We start from the raw sequence: 26,924 nt of genomic DNA, 5'->3' as shown, positions 1-26,924 counted from the left end.
GCTTTGTCTAATCAAGCAACCCCCATCATACGCTAATAAAGATAACGAAGTCCGGGAGGGATACAATGTTGAAAAAAGTTAAAGTTCGTTTACAGCCCATTGTTAGCGGGATAAATATGCCGACGATCATAAAAACAACGATCTTTCCAGGGGACTCGATCGAAAGCATCATTATTGCAACCCAGGTCGGAGAGATCTTTTACATTAGACAAGGAGTTATCGGGACATTTGCGGATATTCGTCAGCACATTTTAAAACTAGGCGGCTCCAGTGGCGGATACGACGAGCGAGGACTGTTAGGTCTGGCTTTTCACCCCCAATTTCATTATAACGGTTTGTTCTACCTCCATTACTCCGTAGCCGGAAGCCAAGGCCCAGCAGCCTTTTCCGAATCTTTTAAGCCTAACCCTTGTGATGCCAGCACTTTAAATCTAAAGTGGATCAATAGGGAGAAACAATACGACCATATTGATACCGTTGAAGAATGGATTCTGCTTCCGAACGGACAACTCCAAAAACGGCGAACACTGCTCCTTTTAAGAAGGCCCTTTTTAAATCATAATGGGATCAACAGCTTAAACTTTTCGCCTGAATCAGGAAAACTGGTTTTAACGACCGGAGATGGCGGATCGGCCTATGACCCCTTTAATTTAAGTCAAGACATGATGGAAATCGCAGGAAAAATAATTGAAATCGATGTAAGCTTAAATACATTTACCGGTACTCCTCCTGTCGTAACTCGATTTAATGAACTGCCCGTGCCTACTCAGGAATCGCTTACGGTCATTGCCAAAGGAGTACGCAATATTACGGGCATTTCTTATCAAAGGTTCAATAACCGGTATGTTAAATACGCAGGTAATGTCGGACAAGATCTGGTGGAATCCGTCTTTTCATTCGTTCATTATAAACCAATGCCTGTTACTCAAATCGTTCAGGCCTCAACAATGGGTTCCGAGCTTATCCAAGAGGAACTTGCCAACTTTGGCTGGCGAGGTTGGGAAGGCGTGTTGCCTACTTGTGTGCCAAGAGACTGCCCTGCAAATGCGAGGTTGAAGGAGAAAACCATTGCCTATTACGATGAGACCTTGAGCACTTCGGTGCAGCGTTTACAGCCTCTTACTAGTTACTATCATGAAGATCCCCGCCCCGATAAATTCGGAGGAACGGCACTCACAGGCGTTCAGGCCTATAGCGGGAATGGAATCCCCGATTTAATGGGGAGCGTTGTGTTTAGCGATCTTGCTCAAAAACAATCAAATTCCCCTGTTAGGGGTGTTTTGGCTTATACCAAGGTAAAAGCGGATTGCACACCAAATGATTATTCTATTATTGAAACGGAGAATAATTTTGGCTCTCAAGCCGCTTATTATGTTTCACTAGGAGCAAATATGAATCAAACCCGGCTATATCTAGGGGTTTACAACTCTATAAAAGTGACGGATTTTAACCAAGGCTCTGTATTTGAGATCGTTTGAGATTATGGAAAGGATTTGCGTATGATAACCGATCGTATGCCTGGTTCTGGACAACCAACCGTACACCCCAAAGGTCGCCATATTGTTACGGATACATATGCCTGGGAGCCAACTGCATTTGGAGACGGTACCATTCCGATCCGTTGGATTGATCTCCAAACGCAAACGGAGCAGACGCTTATAAGAATTAATGTCGTTCATCCCGCTTGGTGGTTTTTTATGCAAAATAGCCCCTGAAGGATAATCTTTTGGGCATGTAGAAAAACCAGTCCGATTTGGATGGACTGGTTTTTCTACATGCGGCGAATTAATGCTCTGTTATTTACTTCAAGCCTGGCTCCAATGTCAGCATTTGAAACAGCATCATTGCCACTTCCGCACGCGTCGCCTTCACTTCAGGCACAAACATGTTGTTACCTTTTCCCTTGATGTATCCGGCTTGATGCAAGGCAGCTACATGTCCGATTGCCCATGCTGGGATTTGTTGCGAATCGCTGAATGCGGCACTTGCAGAAGGCTGGATCGTCAGGCCAAGCGCTCTGGACATCAGCACCGCCATCTCCGCACGACTAATGTGCCGTTCGGGAGCAAACCGCCCCTGGTCAATCCCGGTTACCAATCCTGCAGCAACAGCTGCTTTAATGCTGCCCGCATACCAGGCATTTGCATCAACATCCGTAAACGCTGTTTGCCCATCTTCCGGAATGTCCAATTGCATGCTGCGAACCAGCATAGCCACAAATTCTGCACGGGTAATCAGACCCGACGGGTTAAAACGGCTGCCGTTCTCCCAATTGATTACTTGCCTTGCCGCCAAAGTTTGAATGGCCTCCATGGCCCAATGCATGCTCGGAACATCTGCATAATTCTTCTTGTACTCCATTGCCACATAAGAATGCGGGCTGATTTGTTTAAGCTTAAGAGTAATTCGTGCCGGTTCCGATTTTACGAAGCCTCCATTATAAACCCATTTCTTATTCAAAATATCATACTCGTAAATACCCGTTAATTTACTGTCGATGTCGCTTGCCAGTAATGGGAGCTCCAAGCTTACGCCAGCAACCGTTTGTTCAAGCTTGATCTTCGTGCCATCGGCCGTAACAAGCCAGACCGATACGGTATAAGCTGGACTCAAGATGCGAATAGCATTATCCGTTTTTTTGCCAGCAGCTTCCTTTAATACTTGCTCACTTGCTTGCGCAAACTCAATCTCCAAAGTCGCGCCTGCCGTATTGCCCGTTCTGCCCAGCAAGGCGTTTAACTCAGCTGATTCAATCTTTAACAGTGCTTCTCCTGTTTGAACCTGCAATGGGTATCCAGAAATCTGGCTTATCGGTATTGTAACCGACTTCTGGCTATCTTTCATGCGAACAACCGCGATGCCGTCCTCGATTGCAACTGCCGCAAGGCCAGAACCTGAATTCCCCCCGGTTCCACTGCCACTTCCTGAGCCATTACCGTTGCCATTACCGTTACCATTACCATTTCCGTTACCGTTACCGTTGCCATTGCCCGGCTCTTCCTGTGTGTTCTCATCATATTCAGCATTCAAAATCAGACGCTTCAATTCAGTTGCACTCAGCTTCCGCTGATAGATACGAAAATCATCCAGATAGCCGTGGAAATTCACGCCTGTCTCTTGCAACGATGTACCCAATACAGTGCCTGAGGAACCCTGTGAGAGGTATGTCGCATTGTTAGGTTCACTCGCCAAATCACCATTTATATATAATGCCGCTCCTGCTTCTGCATCGTATACAACCGCGACATGCGACCAGTTATTTGTGGAAACCGGCCCTCCTGCTACAGTAGTCCATACTCCCTCTGCAGGGTCTGACAACATTTTGAGTTGCAGCGCTCCTGCTTCATTGATCTCCAATACGACGTTTTTATTAGAGTAAATAACCATCCGCCGCCCGTTCTCATAAGGCTTCAACCATGTTGCGATCGTGAAGCTTTGTTCATCGAGCACGCCGGTTTCCTGATTGGCTACATAATTAATGCCCCCATCCAGGTACATCGAGTTGCTTCCGATTTTACCGGAATAATACGCAGGAACCCAAGGAATCTCATTCGTTGGAACGCCATCAACTGTTCTTATAATGCTGCCATGTCTGGCAAGAGCAGTCGAGTCATAGGCGTTTGTGCCTCTGCCTTCATCGAAGGTCCAGTGAAGGGCAAGATCGTCGACAAACATGTCCCTGCCCGTAGCAGTAAGACTAATGTCATCCAGCCATACCGTACCAGGAGCTGATAGGGAGTCTAAGCGAATATCTATCCATCCGTTGTTCACGACGGTCGGCGTCATAAAGCGCGTAACCAGACGTGTCCATCCCTTGGTGCCGAACAGCGGTTCGGATTCATATCGATAAGTTGCGGTTCCTTCTACGGACATACGCAAGGACAAGCCCGTCCCCTTAATCTGATCCGTTTTGACCCATGCACTCAGCTCATACTCCTTGTACGGCTCCAGATTTACGCTTTGTCTCATAACGGTACCTGAGGCAGCTCCAGCTATTTGCAGGGATGTCCCGCCGGAGCGCGAAGCACTCGTATCCAGAACGGGATTAACGGAAGACGGGAACGTCCATCCCGCTGGGATGCCTTCGTTATTCTCACCTTCCTCAAAGGAAGGATTCTGCACCTGGTTTCCGCTGCCGAGCACCATAATATGGACGGGTTGCGATTGGGCGGCAACCCCTTGACCGCTGATTGCTTTTGCCGTTATGGTGTAGCTGCCCGCCTTCAGCTCTTTCCATTCCATCTTGAAAGGAGCAGATGCGGCTGTTCCTATTCTCTTTCCATTTGCCCAGAACTCGACTTTGGCAATACCTTGCGGATCGGTTGCGCTTGCTTGAAGCGTAAGCGCACCATTCTCCGACAAAATCGTTCCTTGATCAGGAGTCGATAATTGAACAACCGGGCTAGTTCTGGAAGTCGTCGGGATCACTTCGAACAATTTGCCGTCTCCCGGCAAGAAGCTGATTGCGGAAGTTCCAATTTCATAAATCTCTCCCGTTTCCAGGTCCTTCAAGCTGCCTGTATAGTAAGCTGAGCTTAGCGTCAGATCCTGTTGCTGTTCGGCATCCGTGTTCACAGCGACCACGTAGGACTTGCTCCCGTCCCGTTTCACCAATGTACTTACATATGGCTTCGTGTTACCGGTTCCCGCGACTGTAAATCGATCCTCATCCTTCTTTGCATTCAATAAAGTCTCTTTCAAAGGCCGAACGCGATTCGCTAACGAGCTTACTTCATCATAATGAGCAGGGCTGTCCTCAAGTCCAAGCCAGCTTTGCTGTGTGCCATAAATAAACCAGAATATGCCCGTAGCTCCTTCTCCTATAGCCATCCAGTTCTGCATTCTCAGTTCACCCAATACAGGTGTCCGTAAGGAGAAGCGTCCTGCTTCAACTTTAAACGCTTGCAGTATCATCCATAAAGGAGTATCTTCCGGCTTTTCTTCTACTACTTTGCGGACATAGCTGACAAAATCCCATGCCGAATAACCGAACGCATTCAACGTAAAGTCGCCAATCGGATTGTGCTTCGCGGCAGGGTATACGTCAATAAGCAATGTATCCAGACCAGCCGCAGTAAAGATAGGCCCTACCCGGTCCAAACCGATGAGCGGAGTGGAAATTTTCAGCCCCGGGGCATTTTCATGAAAATATTCCGTTGCGACGACATGATTGTTTAATGCCTCAAGGAACGGTTCATCCGACAGGTTAATACTCTTGATGCTCGGATGATCTTTTAATTTATTAATAATATTATCCGCGATAGGTTGAAATTGCTGCGGATCGGCAGCCTCGCTGTGCATCCAGTCATACGTATTCGCATGCGGTCCGTAATGCACGCCCACACCGTATTTATCAGTTGCCTCGAACATAAAGTGGTCTTCGTCCACATTGCCATTCGTAATCATAATAGAGTCCAAGCCATGGCTATGCAGATCTGCAATGATTTCCTTAAATCTTTGTTTATTGCCTCTTATCAGGAGCGCATCCTCGAAAACCCCGATCGGGAAGTCGCTTGGCGGGAACGGCTCCAGATCAGCTGGATATTCAGGCTCCATGGGAGCCGCTACGCCCTTTACGATAAAGTTTTTGATCCTCTGGCCATTCGCAGTCGCATTGCTGAACATGAAGGACGCATAGTTTATGTCTGGAATGAAGCCTGCGACCTGGCCAACATCATGCTTATCCACGATTATCTGGCCATTCATCCATATACTGACTGTATGCTCTGAAGCATTATATTCGACCTTCACTCTCGTATAGCCGTTTGCATCAAATCCTGGAGCCACTCCATTCTTGACCACATTTTGCGCCCGGTCCAAAAAGGCCTGGTATTCTCCGTTCTTGTTTAAGTAAATCCATATTTGGCCGTCCAGCCACATGGCGCCCGTACCTTTATTCAGCCCCAATCCGATCCAGTCCTCTACGCCAGCCGGATAAATATCCGCCTCCACGCTGGATACCGGTCCTACGGACTTAAATGGGACACTGGCAGTGGATGAACCTCGAACCGAACTGGTAATATAGCTTTCGCTTTCATCCCCTGCAAACACCAGATTTTGACCGGCTTCCCACTTTCGGCCGTCGAACTCCGTCTCCTTTTCCTTGAGAGAAGCGCCAACTGTGCGATTCGTGCCATTGATTGCCAACGTATCCGAAATAGCCAATGTTTCCCCCCGAACGATCAGGTTTTTCACTCGTTGTCCATATGCTGTCGCACCGCTGAGCACAAAGCCCGCATGCGATATGTTCGGAGAGAACCCTTCAATCCCGCTAATGTCATGCTGATTTACAACAAGCTCTTCATTGAGCCAGATGGAGATCGTAGCATCCGCCGCATTTAACTGCACCTTAACTTTAGTGTAACCGCTTGCATCAAATGTGAGCAGCGCCCCGGACTTCACCAAATATTTGGTGCCATTAACGAAAGCCTGGTACTCTCCATTCTTATTGACATAGATCCATACCGTTCCATCCTGCCAGATCGGACCAGTCCCCTTCAGCAGTCCAAGCCCTACCCAATCTGTCACCCCTGACGGCTTAATCTCCGCTTCTATGCTAGCAATCTCTCCAACCGAACGAAAGGGCACACTTGCATTAGCAAGCATTTCAGCGCTGCCGCTAGTCACATAGCTTTCATTCTCGTCCTCGTAATAGACCAGTGACGGACTAGCCGTCCACTGCACGCCTCCCGCTTCAACATCGCTTCCCGCAACCTGGGTGCCGGATGCGCGATTCAGCGGTTCTACACCCAGTGTGTCCGCGACTGCGACAGGCATATCCGACTCAGTTGCCGCGTGCACGTTCACGCTTCCTATACCGGATACGGGCAACAGTGTCAGGCAGAGAACCAGCGTGCATACCATTTTGACCAATCTCATTACAATCCCTCCCATTTAAATTGGTAGAAGATATTCTCTTCTGACGAGCTTATTATACTGTCACTCTTAAACGGGTAACCACTTTCCGATTTCCACTTTACTATCTTTTGGCTACTGATTAGAGGGACAAGAAGAAACCCTTCGTGTCCTTCCTATAATTTGAAAAGCCGCTCGCTTCCCGAAAGGGATTCTGAGCGGCTGCAGCGTTCATTGTAACGGCCTTAAATGGAGGTTTTAGCTTCGGGATACACATCTATGAGGGTAACCCCGCCAGGTTGAAGCTTGACCTCAAAACTCTGCTTATAGGTTGACCCGCCAACATAATGGTGGGTAAGCCCGCCTGTTGCCGCATCCTTGTAACGGACCGGCAAAATAGGAAAGCTGGAGACAGTCCGTGTATCCGCGACAGGCTCTTTCATCGTAACAAAAGCGCGCCGGTAATGAACGTCGTTGTCATTAAACAAGTAGAGACGGCATGTACCATCCTTAAGCCGATAGGCCAGATAAGGTTTATCGCAGGTTAACGGACAGTCGCCAATATCAAGAAGGAGCCGGGCAAGTGCGTCGCGAAAGCCTGTTGTTACCTTGACGAATGGCAGAGTGTCGACAAGCGTATAGGGAAAATCCGGCGCATCGGCGGGATCGCCTTCCAGATTCGGTTTGCCGTCATCTTGCGTTAACAGAGCTTCGATTGCCGCACGGGTATCCTCATCCGGCGATGCGCCGAAAGCGAACGCAGTCAACGGCCGATTGCTAAAGCGGTCCGCGAACAAAATGGTTGGTTGAATACCGTAAGCAGCAGGCTCGAAGCCTGCATGAGCTGTACATACAACCGCTCCACGATCGTATGCCGCTACTTTGCGTTGTTCTTCTAGCGACAACATATCAAAATCAGGAACCAGCAATGTACCGGTAAACGAATCGAGATCCTCTGAACGAACGCAAGCGCCGCAATGAGTTCCGGCCTTCGCAAGCTCGTAGAATAGCTTGAAAGGTGTCCAACGACGTGTTTGGATGTATTCAGCCAACATGTTCTCATAAGCATGATCGGACCAGAGCATCGTAGGCGAGAGCGTTCGATCGACATCTGCGGAGAAGGCGATTTCCATGCGTTCTCGTTCCCAGTCCCAATCGGCGCGTTTGATTCCGTCGCCAAGACACAGGAAATAACCTTCAAGAGCACGTCGCGAACCGCCCTTCTCTGCAAGCTGGTAGGCCATCATTGTATAAAGATCACGTTCGTGCAGACAGGGCACATGTTTCATCATATCCCATTCCTCAGTTGCATCCTGCAGACCAACCATCGAAACCAGATGGCCTTGTCGAATATGTGCCGCGGTAATCGGAGCAATAGCCATATAGCGGTGGAAATAGTAATCTTGCGTATCCCAAGGAGACGCGATAAAACAACTGGTCGGCAAAATATTGGCGGTGAGGTAATCAACGCCAGCATTCATGATGCGAGCCAAATCCGTGCCAAGACAATACTTCGTCTCGAATGGATCCGTACAGTACATGCCAAGCACCATCACTTCGCGTCCGATTGCGTGAACGCGCGCGCAGATTTTTTTAAAGAAGCTTTCCCATCGCCAGCACATGAATTCGATCCACTCCGCGCGGACATTTTTCCAAATCCAGTCTGCGCGGGCGTCCTCCGCTTCCGCTTCATCATCCCCAAGAGCCGCAACAATACCGTCAGGCAGAATCAGCCCTGTATGGTCGATAAACTGTGTAACCATATCGGTCGAGTAGTCGCCATGATAGATGTTTCCGCTTGGGCTAAAACCGTCCGCAAGATGTATACCCTTAAATCCATAATCAACTAGCGTACGACAAAGCTGCTCTACGAAAAAATCCTCGTAGTAAGCGCCATTTTTAAAGCGTTTGAGCGCAAATAAACCGCGCCGTTTGCCGCCTCTCGTATGAAACTGTAATTCTGGATGATCACTAATCCATTCTTGGTGAAAGGAATCTCCGATGGACACCCCCATGATACCCGCGTAAAGCCCGGTTCCGCTGTCAGACAAGTTGCCGGAAAGGTCGCGAAGGTTGTAATTCGTCCAAGGCTGCCTTTCACGTTCCGCATTGCGCGGAATGCCGTAATAAGCACAATTATCGGCAGGAAGCTCGTATTCCTCGTCCATCCCCTTGTACTGATTGACGAAATCGGGGTGGAACAGCAGCGCACATGCGCCATCGGGTAGAAAGCCAGTTTGGTCTAAAAACCTCGCAGCCCCGCGATCGGAGTCCTCTCTATCGAAGCCTAGCAATTGCATCCAGATAAAAACCTTTCCGTTCTTGAGCTTCTCCACAACTTTCACTCCCTAGACAATATGTTTTTCAAGATTGGAGCCAAACCATTCGCAAGCTGCAAAAAACCCAAATCGGAAGGATGAACTCCATCTACAGTGCATTCGTTCCATAAGTCTCCAATTAACTCTGCACCGTCGCAAAAGAAAATAAAGTCATCTCCGTTTTCTTTTAGTTCTTTAACAAGCTCTCGTTGGAAGGTCATCCTTTCAATTCTTTCTTGATAGGATTGTGCTTGTGTATGTTCAAATCCAAATGGAATCCGCGATACAACGAGAATCGGCAGCACTGGATGACGGCTACGGATTATTCGTATAAACTCAGGCATCGTTTTAGCTAATTCATCAAGAGTATCGCAATTTGCATCGTAATCAAGCACAAGACATTTTGGGAGTTCAATCTCGCTAATGAGCTCAGCTATTCTTGAATCGCCCTTTCCATTTCCTGAGAAACCTAAATTTATAAATTCCATATTAATCTTCCGGCTCAAAATGTTAGTATAAGCCATACCAGGGCGTGACGCGCATCCCCCTTGAGTAATCGATGTACCATATATAATGATCTTGCCTTCATTATCATACGGCGGGAAATTGCCGATAATTGCATCTGGGTTCAAACCTATTTGCAACTCATGCACACCTTGGTAAAGCGGAAAATGAAGTGTAATATAGCGAAGCTCCGGTTCAAGTGATTCAAACAATATGCTCTCGTATTGCTCTGCATCATGAGAAAAACGCGTAGTTCCAAAATAAAGTTGAGAACCCGGAGGACCAAAATAACAATCAAATCCATTAACCCCGGTTGATGGCATATGATCATAAGGATTAGTTCCAAACAACTTCACTTTGACAACCAGTTTAGCCGCATTCGTTTGAAATCTTATTTGCCCCCCGGCAGTATTGTTCGCCAGCTCGTCGAGCACGCTGCGAATAGTTCCATGGGCTGCCGCAGGCAGACGCCGAAAGCTGCGTTCCTCTTTCCACCATGCAAATCCTGATACTAAAAAGGGAACGTCCGCAGGAGAAATCCATTTTAGTTCATTTTGATCATTCATAATCTGCAGCCAATCACTCCTAATTTCGTTAATAGATTTACCCTTTTACGCTGCCCAATACGATACCTTTAATAAAGTATCTTTGAAGAAAAGGATAGATGAGCAGCACCGGGAGGCACGCGGCGAATATTTGTGCCGATTTGGATGTCTTATCCGAAATACTGGACATCAATATCGCATCCTGAGGCGACAATTGACTAAGTTCCCTGCCTATGACAACGGTCTGCAAATAGCTGGTTAAAGGATAATTGGTTGGATTATTCATTAAAATGAGCCCGTCAAACCATGCATTCCAATGCCCTACAATACTAAATAGCGTAAGCGTTGCAAGCGCAGGGGCCGAGAGCGGCAAAAACAGTTTGAATAGAATAACCCAGTGATTGGCGCCGTCGACAAATGCCGCTTCTTCAATCTCCCTAGGCAAATTACGAAAAAAATTAAGCAAAAGAACGACATTAAATACCGGAACCGCTCCAGGAATAACCAAAGCCCATATCGAATCCAGCATGCCTACAGACCGGATCGTCATATACCAAGGAATAAGACCCCCATGAAAAAGAATCGTAAACACGAATACCCATACATAAAGGGTTCGAAATCGAAAGCTGTTTTTTTCTTTGGACAATGGATATGCCGCTAACAGGGTCAGCAACATACTAAGCGTAACTCCCAGTACGATTCTCTTTACCGAAATGAACATGGAGTCGAGAAACTGTTGTTTTCCAATGACATATTGATAGGATTGGAAAGTAAAATCAATGGGCCAGAACGTAACCATTCCCGCATCAGCCGCAGAAGCGCTGCTGAGAGAAATAGCTAACACATGAATTAACGGCAAGACGCATGAAACAGCGAGCCCAATTAAAAACACATAGATAACCACAGTTGCGACTTTTTCCAATTGTCCCGCATGAGCATTCAATGTTGTTTCCTCCAAACTTAGAAAATGCGATAATTTGCAAATCGATAGGCACACCAGTACGAAAGCGATATTAATATTAATGAAACAACGGATTTAAGCAGCCCTACAGCTGTTGAAACGCCAAAGCTCATCTCCACCAAACCGGTTCGATAGACCAGTGTATCAATGATATCTCCCGTCTCATAAACGACAGGACTATAAAGATTAAAGATTTGATCAAAACCGGCATTCAGAATATTCCCCATACTTAATGTTGTAAGCAGAACGATAATGGGCATCATCCCCGGAATGGTAACATGCCAGGTTTGCTTCCATCGATTTGCTCCATCCGCTTTGGCCGATTCATACAAAGCGGGATCTATGCCTACAATGGCAGCAAGGTATACAATCGTGCTGAATCCAAATTCCTTCCATGCATCGGATACAACCACGACGAAACGAAACCAGTTATTGTCTCCCAGGAAAAAGATAGGATCTACACCAAAGGCGAATTGAAGAAATTGGTTCACAATCCCCTTCATTGATAGAATGTCAATCAGAATGCCTGCCAGTACGACCCAAGATAAAAAATGCGGTAAATAAATAAGGGTTTGGATGCCTGAACGGGTAAGCTTGTGATTGACTTCGTTCAACAATATAGAGACAATCAAGGGCAGCACAATTCCTACAATAATTTTCATCACCGCAATGATAACCGTATTCCACAAAACCTGTATCGTATTCGGCAATTTGAACATAAATTCGAAGTTATCCCAACCCACCCACTTCGAACCTGATATCCCCAAAGCAGGATAAAACTTTTGAAAAGCAATGACTACGCCGGTCATCGGTACATAGGCAAATAGGATTAGAATAAAAAGTGCTGGTATAATCATCACATGAAGGGGCAATTCTCTCGCCCAGTTCCTATATCGCATATTTAACCCCCTTCGTCATAGACAAGGGCGAAAGAATGTTCCGCCCTTGCTATACTTTAATCATGCACGCAATAAATACTTATTGTTATTGCATTTGTTTCCACTCATTCACTTCTTTAGTAATCTGATCTCCACCCAGTGCATGCCAATCTTTCACGAATTTATCAAACTCATCAATTGAAACCGCGCCCATAATGATTTTTGTAAATACTTCGAGTTCCATCGTTGCCAAGGTAGCCGATTTATCCGTCATGGTCGGCGTATTGCCGCCATAGAAACCGTCGTTTACAAATAAGCCTTTATCCATAATATCGAAAAAGATTTTCCAGGCGGGATAATACAATGCCCATCCATATACGCTGCCTTCGCCATTAATCGCTTTCAAACGATTATCCCAAAGCAATTTTGCTGTCGGATCCACAGCCAAAGTCTCGTCATTGGCGTCAACGGCATCTATAAACTGTTGAAACGGAAGATCGGTTGCGTCATTGGAAAATACGGGAGCCAATTTCCATAATTGAATGCTGCCATCCTCAGGATCATACATGAAACGGTCATAGGTCTCCTTGCCGGCATCTTTACCTACCGTTTTTTCAAAGACATAGTTAAATAATTTGACGATAGCTTCCGGATGCTCGTAACCTTTTCTGACCACGTAATACTCAAGAACAGGCGCATTCAAGCCAACCTTAGCGGGCTCATTATCAATAGACGGCAGCGGGTAAGGCACCCATTCGGATTTTGGATCATTATCCTTTAATTGATGCGGACCTAACTGGCCAAAGAAATGCGCGCTATTGATCATTCCTACTTTTCCTGAAGCGATCATCTCGATTGTTTTGGCTGCATCTTTGACCGTAAATTCGGGATCAATAACCCCTTCGGCGTACAGTTGTTGCAACGCTAGAAGGGCTTCTTTGGCTTCCGGCAGTGTACTGCCATACACAAGTCCGCCATTGTTGTCTTCAATCCACAACCCCGGATAAGCATGAAAGCTATTAAAAAAACCGGAAGCTGATAATCCGCTGTTTTTAACTGTATTGTCAAATGTGAAACCATACGTATCCTTCATGTTATTGCCATCCGGATCATCATTTGTAAAAGCTTTTGCTATATGAATAAAATCTTCTATTGTTTTAGGCTCTGGCAGATTTAATTTCTTCATCCAGTCCGCCCGAACCCAGATGAGCGGGCCGCCCGCTCCGCCGATCGCGGATGCCGTATTAGGCAGAGCATATAACTTTCCGCCAACCGACGACTGCTCAAGCGCAATCCCGTCTCCGACCGCAAACTGCTTTTTTGTTTCTTCCGAAGCGTATTGATCGAATATTTCTGTTAAATCCGCTATACTGTCGGTTTCGACCAGTTGTTGCAGTTGTTGGCCGTTGACGCGCATTAAATCAGGCAAATCCCCGGAAGCCATCGTCACGTTCAGTTTGCTGTCATATTGGCCAATATCCGCACTCCATTGCACTTTAATGTCAATGCCCAACTCTTCAAGAATCGCATCGCTCCACACGTTTTTTTCATAGGTTTGACCACTCGGCAGATTCATGCTTGCATCAATTCGTCTTACCGTAGTCATCGAAATAGGTGAATCATATTTGCCTAAAGGATCAATCACAACCGTTTGTTCGGAAGTTGCCGACGGTGCTGGCGACGATGTCGCTTCGCTGCCTTTGTTCCCATTTTTGTCGTTCGAACAAGCAGACAGCGCCAACACGCATAACACAAATATAATTGTTGTCATAACGATCCTTTTTCTCTTCATGCTTTATGCCCCTTTGGAATTGGATTTATCAAAGGAAATATCCTTGATATGTTTAAAATTATACAAGCGGGTATAACCGCTAACCACTTTCTAATTTCCACATTTAATATCTTCTGTCCACTACCTTATATTTCGTATAATCCATGCAAAAAAACGATATGAATAGAGAACGCAAAGAAAGGAATTCGAACGCTGTAATCAGGATTGTATCCATCCAATTAAGCGGCAAATTCCCATCTTTACATGCTATTTTACCAATCACTCCGAATATCCCATCATTCCTATATAGGCCAAATTGGGTTGGGCAATATCCATTCTGCCATACTGAATAATGACTTCGATATCGCTGCGGAAACGAAGGGAATATTGGACTTGTCTATCCAGTGCGATTCCGCCAATCTCTTCAGGATGATCCATGCGAATACACTTTACTCTTCTGGCATTTACGTTTAGCTTGATATCTTGGTCAGGCTCTCGATCTTCATAGAAAATATCCATGAATATAGTGGCATCAACATCATGACAATTCAGTATCATAATGGCTTCATGGCCTTCAAGCAAATCCTGTTCCATTTTCCCCTTGTATGGCAAATATCCATCAATTACATACCAATTCCGGGCACCTTCTTTGTTCATGCACGATTCCTCCTCAGTTCACCGATATTTCCCTGATGGTTCTCCATGTCTTGCTGAGATGTCTGACCAGCTTCGACATCGATTCATAACCGTTATCGGTGACCAGAAGACTTTCTTCAATCCGGTTGGAGCCATGAGGATGGCCAAACAAACTGACATCCGTATTCACGGTCATACCTGCAGTAAATATCGCGGCGGAATTCTCGTCCGGGTACGGCGATTCGGCTTCCGCCAGGCCACAACCGTGGAGCGGCGGGTATAAATCATATTGCGTCATTCCATGCTTCTGGAAACAGTCTTTAACAGCGCGTACCACATCGCTCTGCTTGGCGCCGGCTTTAATCCGGGCAAGCCCGCTTTCCTCCGCTTCGACGAGAACATCGATAAATGCCTTCTGCTCTTCTGTCATTGTCCCGGCAACAAACGGGAAGTTCACAGTTGCTATATACCCCTCGACCTGTACGGCTATAGCGGCCAGGATCATGTCTCCCTCTTCAATCACTTTGCTCGAAGGCCGCCCGATAATCGTCTTGACCCGATCGCCGCTGGTTATCAGACAGAACGGCATATGTTCCGCTCCTTGACGTGTACATTCGCCATAAGCCAGTGAGGCCAGTTCCAGCTCTGTCATCCCCGGCCTTACCTGTTCGATCATTAACTTATAGCCTGCATCGGCAATTCTGGCGGCCTCCTGCAGACAAGCAATCTCGTTCGCAGACTTGTTCATCCTCAGCTTAAACAACAAATCGGCTGCATCCACGATTGCAATCCCTTCAAAACTGGACTCGATGATATTCATTAACGGTACGGGAATCGCATCTATCCCCGCCACACCCAGTTTGTGGAGGGAATGGCTATCCTGCAGTTGTTTGCTAATTGCGGTCAAGCTCGTATAATGAGCGAGCGGGTACTCAATATGATCGGGTACAGTTACACAATTAAATTCGGGTAACAGTCGAACATCCGGCCAAACGCTCATTTCACGACAAAACATTTCCCCTTCCGGCGCAGCTAAAATAATAGGATCGCCGCTGAGCGGAACAATTACCGCCCCTCGTTCGAATAAGGGCCAGTAATTGCCCATATAACGCAGGTTTTCCTTCCTGTACTCGTCGCCATAAATCAGGCAAGCTTGCAAATCTTGATCTCTCATGAGTTCTCTTAAGTTTTCGATTCTAGTTAGAAATTCTTTATTGGGAATTTTAATCAAATGTATCCCCCTCCTCAAGTCCATACTTTAATAGATCACTTTTCTTATTCCCATAAAATCGGCAATCATCGAAAGTTCCTCCGTAAGGTCGCCGTATGCAATAATGCAATGATGAGCAAATCCTTCCTTGATAAGCGTAGTCAAAAATGGCTTGATTGGAGTATCAAACCTTACAACGCCTGTAATTTCCTCACAAGGAATGTTGGTTGGAATATGCAAAGCCTCGGCTTTTACAATAAGCATTTTATAACCTTCCGCATCAATGATCAGATGACTAATCGTCACTTCTCCGGGCATAAGTGTATATTCGAAACCAAATCCCGCTCCCTGCAATCCCCATTGTTCAGGCGAACGGTTCACCTTAACCGTATTTCTGTCGGTTGCATAATTGGTGTTCGCATAACCATGATGAACCATGAGCAGAGCATTCAGCTCCTCATCATATTCGCCCCACTCGGCATAAGTCGGCATTTGTCCGCTGAGCTCATTCATGATGGTCATGATGATCAGACCATGTACATCCCCCTCGGTATTCACGATATACTTGCCTTCCTCATGGATCATGGTATTGGCCAAGTAGGAGGTCGTTCCCGTTTTCTGTTCTACATAATGCTGACCGAGCAGCGTAAGCGCATCCAATCGGAATCGCTCAAGCGTTTTCCGAAGCGCTACGTAAAATCTTGATGATTGATAGACATCGTTATCGCTTAGTCCCACGATATTAAACCTGCTCTTCGTTTCTGCTTCGATCAATTTTATTTCTTCTTCGTCAGCTTGACTAAACTGATCGAGCAAGTGGTCGACCTGAATAGCAATAATATTGGGCCCGAGCGTTCCCTTGATCATCGTCTTGTCGTATTCGAAATCGTACATGCCTCTGAATACATGACCAATAACACCGATATTCGTATTTTTCAGTTGATGAAAAACCTTGTATGCCCGTATATACTTCTTTATTTCTCCGTAGGCCGCCGAATCGCGGATTGAACCAACAACAACCTTTAAATCGGGGTACCATCCCATCTTTCTAAATGTGGCTGCCAATTGAAGACTGGCGATTAAAGCAGAATTTCTAAGAATGTTTTCATAATTGGTTTGCAGATTTATTTTATTGCTGTATTGCGTATTGAACAGGATAACCGGAGCATGGCGAATATGCTCCAAAGCCTGGATCGCCATATAATCCGGGCAATAGGTGCCTGCAACATATACGATTATATCGACTCTTTCTTCAGCCAGCTTCTTCCCCGCTTTATCCGCTGCGTCAAGCGTATCAATTAAACCTGGCCAGATAACTGTATCTTGATCCAGAGCTTCGCATAAATGGGTATAGACGCAAGTCATATCCTCATTTACATTGGCTCTCATAGTTCCGGGGAACATGCGCCAGTACTCGAAGAAACCAACCGTGAGCACGCCGATCTTCAATGAGCTGTTCTTCTCTTTTAACGTCAATAAATCTCCGAATGTATTGCCTTTAGCCGTTTCAAACGACTCTATGATATCTGACATTAACGATTCAAACCTTTCCTAAGTTGTTTTTTGGCCTGGATGACGGCGATCAAGCGAGTTGCGTTATGATGGATAATATTCTCGATATCCTGATCGCTAATGCCGGACAGGAGCACGCTGCCCAGCATATAATGGGGGTCATACCAAGGAAAATCGGTTCCAAACAGCACCTTCTCAGAGGATGCCTCCTGCACCATCTTCAAGACAACCCCATTAAGACGTCCGGTATCGCACAATTCCAAGTAAACATTAGGACGTTCCTTGGCAAGTGAAATCGCATAATCCGTTTCCCCGGGCGCGGAATGACCCAGAAGGAATTGGATATTCTCATATTCGCGTGACAGCTCTGCAATCATCTGCGGAGGATTATATGGACTATGTCCCCATGTATGCGAAAGTAGCAATAAACCACGTTCGTTCGCAAATTCATATATTTTGCGATACTTCTCCCCGTTAAGCGGATATTTGTGATAGTCTGGAAGAAATTTGAACCCCACAAAACCTTCGAAGCTATCAAATTGTTCCAGATCACGATCCAGATCATGATCATAATGCGGATTTACCGCGTAATAGCCATAAACCTTTCCGGGATATTCGCGCATAGCAGCGCGGATATCCGAGTTGCCGCGTATAGGATCAAACAAGGCACTATGCGGCGCCGAGATAATCCACTCGATATTCTGTCTGTCCATCGCCTTGATCATCATTTCCAATTTCGCTTCAGGTAAATAAGTGCCGTAAAAAGCACCCATATGGGTATGCATATCAATGATCGAAATGCTGCTCAAGCGGCCCGTTTCAAAAAACTCTTTCGCCAGAAGCGATTTACTGGTCATTGTTTGCAAACTCATAATTTCACCTCACTTAGCATTCTTTCCGCATTACGATAAGCGATGTTCTCCAGATGTTCGGTTGCAATGCCCGATCCGAACAGCGTCGCTAATGGACCGCCTATCCCATTGCTCGGAAATTCAGAACCGAAGAGCAAACGTTCCGAACCGAATTTATTGCATATTTCCCTTATCTCTCCGGCGGTCTGCAAATCTCCGGTCTCGATATAAAAGTTTTTGTAAGTTTTGAGCAACGGAAATGTCAGCCGAGAATGGCTCCACAAGCCGTAGTTATAGAGAATAACCGTAAGATCCGGGTATTCCTGCAACACTTGGTATATGCCATCCCATCCCTCGCTAGACGACAGGTACAGTGGAATTTGGGCAGCAACGAGTTCTTGCAGAAGATCACCCATGACAACGCCATTTAACAAATATCGGTTACGTTCCGGATATGCCCTCAGCAATTTTACGCCACTTGCTTTCATTGCCGGGAATAAATGTTCCGGTGCGTACTGTTCTTCCGTAATGGAAGGCAGAATTGTCCATGTAGGAATTAATCGTTCCGGCGCTTTAGCCGTTTCTGCAATCAATGCCCGGTTTCCGTAATCCGGATCGACATCCGCCATCGTATTGTGACCAACTATTGCGCGGTCAACGCCACAATAGTCCATCGCAATTAGCAATTCCTCCGCGTCACGCACTTGTTTCACTTTTTCGCGAACAAGCAAATGCTCATGATTGACGACCTCATAATTAATCGTTTTAAATCCAATGGAGCAACTGCAATCGATAATCCGCATTTTCTCCCCCCCTTTTTTCAATCGAATGGATTGTTCAGAAATGTGGCTGGATTGTCGCACATCATCATCCGGATTTGTTCTTGTGTTATCCCTTCGTCTTCCATCATCGGCACAATGTTCGTCAGTATATGGTCGAACCCCCAGCCTCCATACTGATGCAAACAGGTTTTCAGACAGACATCGTTTGATACCAGTATTTGCAACAGATAACCTTCATCGATTAACTGCTTGATCGCTTTTACACGCTCAATATCTCTGGCGAACAAGCCTTGCAGTATACTTCTGTGCCTTCTGTCGGCATAAAATTCCTTGCCGAAATTATCAAATTCGATATATACCCCTTGCTGAAGCAACGCTCTCAAATAATCCATCCGCAAATCAACATCGATGTGGTTAATGCATATTTTTTCAGTTGAAGCTCCTTGCTCCTTCAGAATCCGGATGACCTCATGCCCTGTTGTGCCCCACAAATAGGTATGCACATGCAGTCCTAATCCCGTTTCCCGCTGAACTAACCCCGCGGCCATCAACGACTTTTTCTCATTGGGATAGATGATTTCGCTCGTGCCGATTTCGCCAATCACTCCTGCTCTAATATTCGTCCCATCTATCCCATAGTTGATCTCCGCCAGCATTTCTTCTGCGATATCCTCCATTGTTTTTGCATCCATATTCGGAGGGTGGGACGCATGGATATAATAACCGCAGCCAGCAACAATTTGGATTCCCGTCTCCCGCGACACGCCTGCAAGCAATACCGGGTCTCTCCCGATATCGCGAAGGGTCAGATCAACAAATGTACCTCCGCCCGCTTTTTTAAAGGCCAGGAGTTCCTCTCTGACAACCTTCTCGTCATCGATCACGGCATTATCCAGCACAGCGTATGGGTTGCGCGACAAGTGACCCAAATTAGTCAAACTTACTTTTTCTTGTGCCATTGATTTGGCCGAGATTGTTTGCGGCGACGGCACAAGATTGCGTAAATCAATAAAAGCATGCTCGTGAGGCAGCACCCAGCCGAGATTATCTTTATCTACCTTGCCGGTTACTGTCATTACAGACATGGGCAGTCCTCCCTGCATAAATAACAATCGCCTTACATCATTTATTATAGATAGACTGTTCAAAGGCAGACTACTCACCGATTTCCACTTTTCCTATCTTCTGTCCACCGAATGGATCTCCCTATATTCCTGAGGAGTCATTCCAGTTGCCTTGCGGAAAAATCGGTAGAAATACGGTTCTGACAAAAATCCGACAGCGCTTGAAATCTCATAAATTTTCAAGGATGTTTCTTGCAGCATAGTTTGCGCGTGCACCAACTTTGTTCGGCTAATATAGCTTGACAAGTCCTCTCCCGTACTTTTTTTGTATAACCGGGATAAATACTTTGAATTATGTCCTACGACATCGCCAATTCTCACGAGCGACAGATCTCCGTCCAGATGATGTTGTATGTACTTCTGCACCTTATTTATAACAACGTTTTCCTCATGCTCCATGCCTACTTTCTTTTCGGCAAATATAGCCGACGATAGCTCCTTGAAAAAGTCGGTAATGTCTCCCCACGATGTATGCGCTTCCAATGATGTTAACTTGTTAATATTCGAATGATATCCAACCTCTTCCGAAAAATAGCGATTCATGTGAGAAAGAAATATCGGAATGAGTGAATAATAGATTTCTTGTTCTATCCTAGGTTCATTTGCATGGTCGGAGCCTGTAAGCAGAATGTCGGACAATACCGTTTCAAAATTTTCCTTTTGTCCATTCTGAAGATACAGCCTCAACTGATCCAACTGTTTACCAAGGTGATTGTCATTTAAGGATGTTAGCTTGGGCTCGCAAACTTTTTCTTCTTTCTCCTGATACACCCATAGAAACTCCGACCCCAAACCAAGTCCCCGCGACATCCATTTCGTGCATTGCCCGTACACATCGCTAACCCGCGGCCACGGTGTCGGTCTTTCTTGCAAAATGAAAGAAAGCGGCGTACCCAATAAATCCTTGCAGGTTTGTTGAATGAGCTCCAGACTTCCCATTAAAAAGTTTTTGCTGTCTGCCCAAGTAACGAATGGATTCGATGCGGGGATCTTGGGTTGAATAAACCACAACATTCTGCTAGGGTTCAGTTCAACCGGGAGCAAGGTGAGAGATGACTGCAAGTACTCTTGGGCTACATTCTGTATACTGTAGACTAATAAGTTGCGATCATAAATGCTGTATTCCTCTCGAAAGCTGTCAACTCTTACTAAAACCAGCATGACCGGATGATCTGCATGAAGCGGGATTTGCAGCTCGGCGAAATGCTCGGCAAGTCTTGAGATCGAATATAAATCCCCTTGCAATATATGTTGCAAGAACTCCTTTTGCAGCAAAGGGATTGTCTGACGCAACTGTTTGCCCGCCTGCGCGATCAACTCTTGCATCTTGACTTCTTCTTTATTAAGCTCTATCGCCTTTTCCACAGCCTTGAATATGACTTCATCGCCTTCGCCTTTCAGCACATAGTCAATCCCTTGATTCCGCAAAGCATCTCGAATATATTGAAATTCACTGAACCCGGTAAGGATAATAACTTTGCATTGCGGCCATGCTTGATTGATTCGTTTTTGCAGCTCCAGACCATCCATTTCAGGCATTCCTATGTCAGTAATGACGATGTCCATTCTGATTTGCGAAAGCAGCTTTAATGCCTCCGCTGCGGAATGAGCGCCATATACTTCTAATGGCAGCATATCTTGCTGCACAAATAAATCCACCAACCCATTCACGATAATGGATTCATCATCCACGATTAATAGTCGATTCACTTTTCATCTTCCCCTCTATTCGGAATTTCGATCGTTACTTTCAGTCCCCCCAGCTCGCTCCTCTCAAACTGCAAGCCAAATGGTACGCCAAAATAGATTTGAAGCCTGCGATGAACATTGATCAACCCCGTTATTTCTTGTTCATTCATTCCTTCTGCCAGCAGGCTTCTCAAATGATTTAAGTTTGCTTCACTTAACTCGCTGCCGTTATCCTCCACCGAAATCAAAAGAGTATCCTGTTGCGTTTTGACGATATTTACTTGTAGAATGGCGTTTCTTCCTTTTTTCTCCAGCCCGTACTTGTAAGCATTTTCGATGAGCGGCTGAATGATCATTCTAGGCACTTTGATCTTCCGATAGGACTCGTTAAGAGTGGGCCACTCTATTCGGATACGATCTGCAAAACGTATTTTTTGAATTTCGATGTATACATTTGCATGTTTCCATTCTTCGTCTAAACAAATCTCGTTGACACCGGTTCGTGTCAGGAACAAAAAATACTTTCCTAAAAGATCTGTAAAACGAGTCACATCCGGCAAGCCATAAGAGGCGGCCATTCGATGCAGCATAAATATCGTATTATACAAAAAATGAGGATTGATCTGAGACTGCAATTGCTTTAATTCTGCTTGTTGAGACAATATACGCTGCGTATACACTTCATGGATCAGCTCTCGCAACCGATTTACCATCAAATTGAATTGACCGTACAAATACTGAAATTCATCATGCTTATCGTGTCGCAGCGCCACATTCAGATCTCCAACTTCTACTCTGCGCAATGCACGAACGAATACCTGCAGCGGACGATGGATAATGAGATACATGCGATAAGAAAAAAATAAAACGACAAATATGGCGGCAATCGATAAAAACCAGAAAAGATAGGTAAATCGATTGAGAACTTTAAAAATCTGTCGTTCAGGAACGGCTACCAACAGTGTTGTATCCAAATATTTAGAGCTTCGATAGGCACCCAGATAAGATTGTTCATCCAATGACATATTATAAAAGCCGCTTCCATGAAGAAACGTATTTCCTTCCAAAACATCCTGAAAATCAGCAGCTAACCCCACACCGCTTGAAGTATTGGATAACATCCAAGTATTGGCATTATCGATTAGAAAGTACTTTCCATCTTCTTTTGCCGTTATTTGCACCAGAGTTTGCTTCATGCGTTCGGGGGACAAAATGATTTTAAAATAAAAATTCGATCTTGCGCCGGAGTAAGGGGGATCATACAAAGCGAGAATTAATTGTTCTTTCCACACCGCAATTCGGGGACTTCTATTGGCATTTGTTTCACGGATCATCAACATTTCGTCTTCCTCCATAGGTTCTAAGTAACTGGAAGCTCGAATTGTTTTTTGAATATTAGGGATGTAAATTTGAACATCTTCTATAAATCGACTCGACTCTTTAAACATAAAAAGTTTATTGGACAATCGTTTAATCGCTGCTAGTCGCTCATATTGCGTTAAAGCAATCGAAACAGTGCTCAGCTTCTGCAAATCTTCATCGGCCAGATAATCCGTTTTCAACTGGGCGATGTGATTAATTTCGGAATCAATCAATTCCGAGTAGGAACTGATTCTCGATTCCATGGAACTTGCAATTTCATTACGAAGTATGGAGCCGCTTGTATGGTTAATCGTGAACACCAAAATATAGATGGGCAATATAACAATCAGAAAGAGGAACAATATACGCAGAAATATATTAGGATTTCTAAAAATACTCAAATCTCTCAACTCCATCTGGCCCGTTTTTGAGTTGTAATATTTTTGGTATCATACAAAATTATATCGCCTCCATTTTCCTCACGACACTAACTTTTTTCTACTTCTACTATCTTTTTTCCACCTGCGAGTTTGGGCGAAAAAGGATATATAGATATTTCGAATAAATCGTATTCTATAAATCTATTATGACTATATTATAGTTTTGAGTAAAATAATAACAGGCGACAGACCAAGGAGGATTCGAATGATCGAGCATATCGGAGTTTTAGGAGCGGGAACGATGGGGTTGGCAATTGCCAGCTTATTTGCGGAGCATGGTTATGAGGTCTCTCTGTACGAGCCCAATGATGAAATGTTACGTAGCGTAAAAAACCGACTGAACAAAGGGACCTTAAACATCCAGTTAACAAATAATTTCGAGAAAGCGGTTGCAAAAGCTGATCTTATTATAGAATCTGTTCCTGAGCAGCTTACCGTCAAACGCGAGGTTTATAGGCAGCTGGCCTCAGCCATCAGGCATGAGGCGATCGTAGCCTCAAACACCTCAACATTTCCTCTTCAGACATTGGCGCAAGAACTGCCCTTTGCTAATCAAATGGTCATTGTCCATTTTTTTAATCCGGCACATCTAATTCCATTAGTCGAAATGGTTGGCTTGCCCGCCACACCGCCATCGATCCTGGAAGAGCTCGCAGCTCTGCTGCGGAAATGCGGAAAAACGCCCGTTGTGCTAAATAAGGATATCCCTGGCTTTATCGCGAATCGACTACAAGCTGCTTTAATGAGAGAAGCCTGCTACTTGCTGGACAACGGCGTAGCCAATGCCGCACAAATCGATACGGTGGTAAGTGAAGGACTTGGACTTCGATGGGCAATAAAAGGTCCATTTGAGATTGCAGACCTGGGAGGGCTTGATATATGGGCCAAAGTGACCGGACAACTTTTCCCAGCATTAAGCATCAGCACCGATACTCCCGGAACAATCGAGAAGATGGTCGCTTGCGGAGATCTCGGAGTTAAGAGCGGCAGCGGCTATTATCAGTATGACGATCCCGATGCAGCCGCAGCGGACATGAACAAAAATCTACAGCGCCTGATTGCTTGGAAACAAAATGGGAATGATGAGCTAAATGACAACTAATTATGTCGTAACCGCAAGTGCTGTACGGACGCCTATTGGCAGTTTCAACGGCATAATTAAGGATGTATTGGCTGAAGGATTGCTGCTCGCTGAGGTTGCGGACGGCTGCGCGATTGAAGGATATCATTGTGGCGACAGAGCCGCCACTAATGATATCCGAGCATGTCATATTTTCTTTACAACAATCGCCCAATAATCGATGCCGCTTCCGCACGGGTCGCGTGAGCCTGGGGTCTTATCGTGTTGTCCGGGTAGCCGGTAATCAGTCCGCTTTCCACCGCGGCAGCGACTGCTTCCCTCGCCCATTTCGAAATTTTGTTTTGATCCGCAAAAGCTCTAACGGATGGTATAGTCTCCAGTTGCAGAGCATTCATAATCATCATCGTCATTTGCTCGCGCGTAATGGGATCGTCGGGAGCGAACGTATTGTCGTTATAGCCGTGAACAACCCCATAAGCATGAGCCGTCGAGACGGCTTGCTTGGCCCAATGGTTCGCCATGTCGTTAAACGTCTTGCCTTCTTTGTCGGTATAATCCAGTGCTTGAACCAGAATCACGGCGAATTCCGCCCGGGTAATCTCGAGATCGGGCATGAAGCTGCCATCGGTATAACCGTGCAACGCGCCTTTTTCCGCCAATTTCACAATGGACTTCTCCGCCCAATGACCCTGGATATCTGTAAAACGGACGCCTGACTCAGCCTTTTCTTCAGTTACCGCAATGACCGCGAATTTGGTGAAATGGTTGGTCGTTCCGCCTGCGATACCTTTCTCCCAATCTACTTTACGATTATCCAGTGGCATCCACTGTCCTGTTTCTTCATTAAGCCAGCATAGAAGGACTTCCGTCTCTTCATCCCGTACCGATTCGACATCAAATTGGATATGGATGCCAACGTCTTTATCAAACTTTCCAGCTTGATCCTTCGTAACTTCGATAACTCTGCTCACCAGTCGTTGTCCGTCGGACAACGGCAAAGTATTCGGATCGGCAACCTCGGTAATCTTCAAATAGAACGTACGGCTGATGGCACCCGCTGGGAAGAAGATTTGACCCCCGTCAAAAGTCACCGTTCCTCCGTTCATTCCTACCAAATAAGTACCCTTCGGCAGTTGATATCCGCTTGCTTCTGAATTTCCGCCTTCGCTTCCCGTTCGGGACATCAACCGGAACCGATCCGATACCCGAACGCTCTCATTGCCCGCAGCATCCGACACCCGAATATGCAGGTACCAGTCTCCGTCTACGCCGCTTTTCGCCAGGCCGGTTCCACTCACGAACGGCTCCCAGCCCGAAGACGGGGTCGATGTATCCGTTGTCCAAACATATTGCAGCGTAGAGGCGTTCACGCCACTCGCCGCATCATCTGCCGTTACCGTTGGCGAAGCCGATGCAGCTTGCGTTTCGCTGCCGCTTGGCTCATAGACAACCGATGGCGGCGACTTATCGATCTTCACTTCCAGCTCAACGGATACGGTTTGGCCCGCTCTGTCCGTAACTTGGAAGATAAGCGAGTTGGTCCCTTCCTCTGTTATCACGATTGGCGAACCGTTCGTATAAGCTTGCTCCAAACCCCTGTTCAATGTATAAAAAAACTCGGTTATGTCTTCGGCTCCCGCCCCGACATTAGCGATTACGGTCACACTTTGGTTTGTCCAACCCCCGTCCTCATAGTCGCTGGCGTCCGCTTTCTTCATCATGATTCCGATCACCGGCAGCTTATATACATTCTTGCCCGCCAAGCTGCTCAGCGGGTTGCCTGCCAGATCGACGATATTGCCCAAAAGAGCATCGTAGGAAAAGATCACTTCCGCCCCTTGCTCGAACGCATCGGATACGGTAAAGGCAAGAGTCTTCGTACTTTCTCCTTCTACATCGATAATAGTTGTGCCGACTCCGTCGGATTCTATCATGACCCCGTCCGCGTCCGTCAAGCGAACTTCTTCATCGAAGTGGAGGAGTATGCGATCAGGCTGCTCGACATCCATTACTGCGCTGACAACTGTAGGGGGAGCGACATCCCGTCCGATATTGCCGATAATGTCTCGCAAAGCGGGATAAACCTTTCCTTCTTCGATGGTCCAAATATGAACGAAATCCCAATCCGGCTCAAAAGTTGCCCGTTGCTTCATCTCCGCCGTCGTTCTGGGAGTGCCTTTGTCGGCATCGCCGTGACCGGATGTCTGGCTATTGTAACGACCGGAAATGACGGGTTCGAAATTTCTTCCCACCAGTCCGCCCACGCTGCCTTCGGCTGCCGTGACTTTGCCTACGGAGTAGGCGCGATTAATGGAGCCGACATTCCGCCCCGCCAGTCCCCCGACTTCAGAGATGCCGTTGACGAACCCGGTACTATAAGCGTCGTTGATCGTTCCCCTTTCGTT

17 protein-coding genes are annotated in these 26,924 nt (G+C 46.1%); 2 read left to right on the top strand and 15 right to left on the bottom strand.

Features of this window, described 5'->3' with window-relative positions:
- Positions 1–68 precede the first annotated feature (68 nt).
- A complete protein-coding gene (locus tag PAT3040_RS11455; protein WP_108992800.1) occupies positions 69–1,478 on the top strand; it encodes a PQQ-dependent sugar dehydrogenase in 1,410 nt (469 codons plus the stop codon).
- Positions 1,479–1,800: 322 nt separating this feature from the next.
- Here the strand turns inward: PAT3040_RS11455 and PAT3040_RS11450 are convergent, their stop codons facing one another.
- The 14 genes from PAT3040_RS11450 to PAT3040_RS11385 form a co-directional block, all read right to left on the bottom strand.
- Positions 1,801–6,879, bottom strand: a complete 5,079-nt coding sequence (locus tag PAT3040_RS11450) for an S-layer homology domain-containing protein (protein WP_181376564.1) — start codon at positions 6,877–6,879, stop codon at positions 1,801–1,803.
- 221 nt (positions 6,880–7,100) lie between these two features.
- Positions 7,101–9,191 (bottom strand): hypothetical protein, encoded by a 2,091-nt coding sequence (locus PAT3040_RS11445; RefSeq protein ID WP_108992758.1) that lies wholly within the window; start codon positions 9,189–9,191, stop codon positions 7,101–7,103.
- Positions 9,192–9,196: 5 nt separating this feature from the next.
- A complete protein-coding gene (locus PAT3040_RS11440; RefSeq protein WP_108992757.1) occupies positions 9,197–10,243 on the bottom strand; it encodes an SGNH/GDSL hydrolase family protein in 1,047 nt (348 codons plus the stop codon).
- A gap of 37 nt (positions 10,244–10,280) precedes the next feature.
- A complete protein-coding gene (locus PAT3040_RS11435; protein ID WP_108992756.1) occupies positions 10,281–11,165 on the bottom strand; it encodes a carbohydrate ABC transporter permease in 885 nt (294 codons plus the stop codon).
- 17 nt (positions 11,166–11,182) lie between these two features.
- Positions 11,183–12,082, bottom strand: a complete 900-nt coding sequence (locus PAT3040_RS11430) for an ABC transporter permease (RefSeq protein WP_108992755.1) — start codon at positions 12,080–12,082, stop codon at positions 11,183–11,185.
- 85 nt (positions 12,083–12,167) lie between these two features.
- Positions 12,168–13,853, bottom strand: coding sequence for an extracellular solute-binding protein (locus PAT3040_RS11425; protein WP_108992754.1), 1,686 nt, complete (start codon positions 13,851–13,853; stop codon positions 12,168–12,170).
- A 258-nt stretch (positions 13,854–14,111) separates the two neighbouring features.
- Complete coding sequence (locus PAT3040_RS11420; protein ID WP_108992753.1) at positions 14,112–14,489, bottom strand: sensory rhodopsin transducer; 378 nt, start codon at positions 14,487–14,489, stop codon at positions 14,112–14,114.
- Positions 14,490–14,502: 13 nt separating this feature from the next.
- Positions 14,503–15,699 carry a M24 family metallopeptidase gene (locus tag PAT3040_RS11415; RefSeq protein ID WP_181376563.1) on the bottom strand — a complete coding sequence of 399 codons (1,197 nt, stop codon included), beginning with the start codon at positions 15,697–15,699 and terminating at the stop codon, positions 14,503–14,505.
- 27 nt (positions 15,700–15,726) lie between these two features.
- Positions 15,727–17,211 (bottom strand): hypothetical protein, encoded by a 1,485-nt coding sequence (locus PAT3040_RS11410; RefSeq protein WP_108992751.1) that lies wholly within the window; start codon positions 17,209–17,211, stop codon positions 15,727–15,729.
- Positions 17,211–18,062, bottom strand: coding sequence for an amidohydrolase family protein (locus PAT3040_RS11405; RefSeq protein WP_108992750.1), 852 nt, complete (start codon positions 18,060–18,062; stop codon positions 17,211–17,213). The genes PAT3040_RS11410 and PAT3040_RS11405 overlap by 1 nt, the downstream gene beginning before the upstream one ends.
- Positions 18,059–18,844: an amidohydrolase family protein gene (locus PAT3040_RS11400; protein WP_108992749.1), complete on the bottom strand. Its 786-nt coding sequence runs from the start codon at positions 18,842–18,844 to the stop codon at positions 18,059–18,061. The genes PAT3040_RS11405 and PAT3040_RS11400 overlap by 4 nt, the downstream gene beginning before the upstream one ends.
- Before the next feature lie 17 nt (positions 18,845–18,861).
- Entirely contained in the window at positions 18,862–19,908 is a 1,047-nt protein-coding gene (locus PAT3040_RS11395; protein ID WP_181376562.1) for a phosphotriesterase family protein, read from the bottom strand.
- A 93-nt stretch (positions 19,909–20,001) separates the two neighbouring features.
- Positions 20,002–21,657, bottom strand: coding sequence for a response regulator transcription factor (locus PAT3040_RS11390; RefSeq protein ID WP_108992747.1), 1,656 nt, complete (start codon positions 21,655–21,657; stop codon positions 20,002–20,004).
- The gene (locus PAT3040_RS11385) at positions 21,654–23,399 is read right to left on the bottom strand and encodes a sensor histidine kinase (protein WP_181376561.1); all 1,746 of its coding nucleotides are present in this window, start codon (positions 23,397–23,399) and stop codon (positions 21,654–21,656) included. Before PAT3040_RS11385 ends, PAT3040_RS11390 begins: the two co-directional genes overlap by 4 nt.
- Positions 23,400–23,643: 244 nt before the next feature.
- Between PAT3040_RS11385 and PAT3040_RS11380 the strand changes: the two genes are divergently transcribed.
- Complete coding sequence (locus tag PAT3040_RS11380; protein WP_108992745.1) at positions 23,644–24,540, top strand: 3-hydroxyacyl-CoA dehydrogenase family protein; 897 nt, start codon at positions 23,644–23,646, stop codon at positions 24,538–24,540.
- A 176-nt stretch (positions 24,541–24,716) separates the two neighbouring features.
- On the opposite strand, the gene PAT3040_RS11375 is transcribed toward PAT3040_RS11380, so the two are convergent.
- Positions 24,717–26,924 (bottom strand): S-layer homology domain-containing protein (locus PAT3040_RS11375; RefSeq protein ID WP_181376560.1); only part of this gene is annotated, 2,208 nt, incomplete at its 5' end.

This window comes from Paenibacillus agaridevorans (assembly GCF_003112455.1).
Classification (GTDB): Bacteria; Bacillota; Bacilli; order Paenibacillales; family Paenibacillaceae; genus Pristimantibacillus; species Pristimantibacillus agaridevorans.
This window is presented reverse-complemented; position numbering and strand designations above follow the sequence as displayed.

Bases quoted from the DNA above. Each gene is read 5' to 3' on its own strand.
- PAT3040_RS11410 (WP_108992751.1), bottom strand. From the start codon at position 17,211: ATGTCAGATATCATAGAGTCGTTTGAAACGGCTAAAGGCAATACATTC.
- PAT3040_RS11380 (WP_108992745.1), top strand. From the start codon at position 23,644: ATGATCGAGCATATCGGAGTTTTAGGAGCGGGAACGATGGGGTTGGCA.
- PAT3040_RS11420 (WP_108992753.1), bottom strand. From the start codon at position 14,489: ATGAACAAAGAAGGTGCCCGGAATTGGTATGTAATTGATGGATATTTG.
- PAT3040_RS11395 (WP_181376562.1), bottom strand. From the start codon at position 19,908: ATGTCTGTAATGACAGTAACCGGCAAGGTAGATAAAGATAATCTCGGC.
- PAT3040_RS11440 (WP_108992757.1), bottom strand. From the start codon at position 10,243: ATGAATGATCAAAATGAACTAAAATGGATTTCTCCTGCGGACGTTCCC.
- PAT3040_RS11430 (WP_108992755.1), bottom strand. From the start codon at position 12,082: ATGCGATATAGGAACTGGGCGAGAGAATTGCCCCTTCATGTGATGATT.
- PAT3040_RS11405 (WP_108992750.1), bottom strand. From the start codon at position 18,062: ATGAGTTTGCAAACAATGACCAGTAAATCGCTTCTGGCGAAAGAGTTT.
- PAT3040_RS11450 (WP_181376564.1), bottom strand. From the start codon at position 6,879: ATGAGATTGGTCAAAATGGTATGCACGCTGGTTCTCTGCCTGACACTG.
- PAT3040_RS11425 (WP_108992754.1), bottom strand. From the start codon at position 13,853: ATGAAGAGAAAAAGGATCGTTATGACAACAATTATATTTGTGTTATGC.
- PAT3040_RS11400 (WP_108992749.1), bottom strand. From the start codon at position 18,844: ATGCGGATTATCGATTGCAGTTGCTCCATTGGATTTAAAACGATTAAT.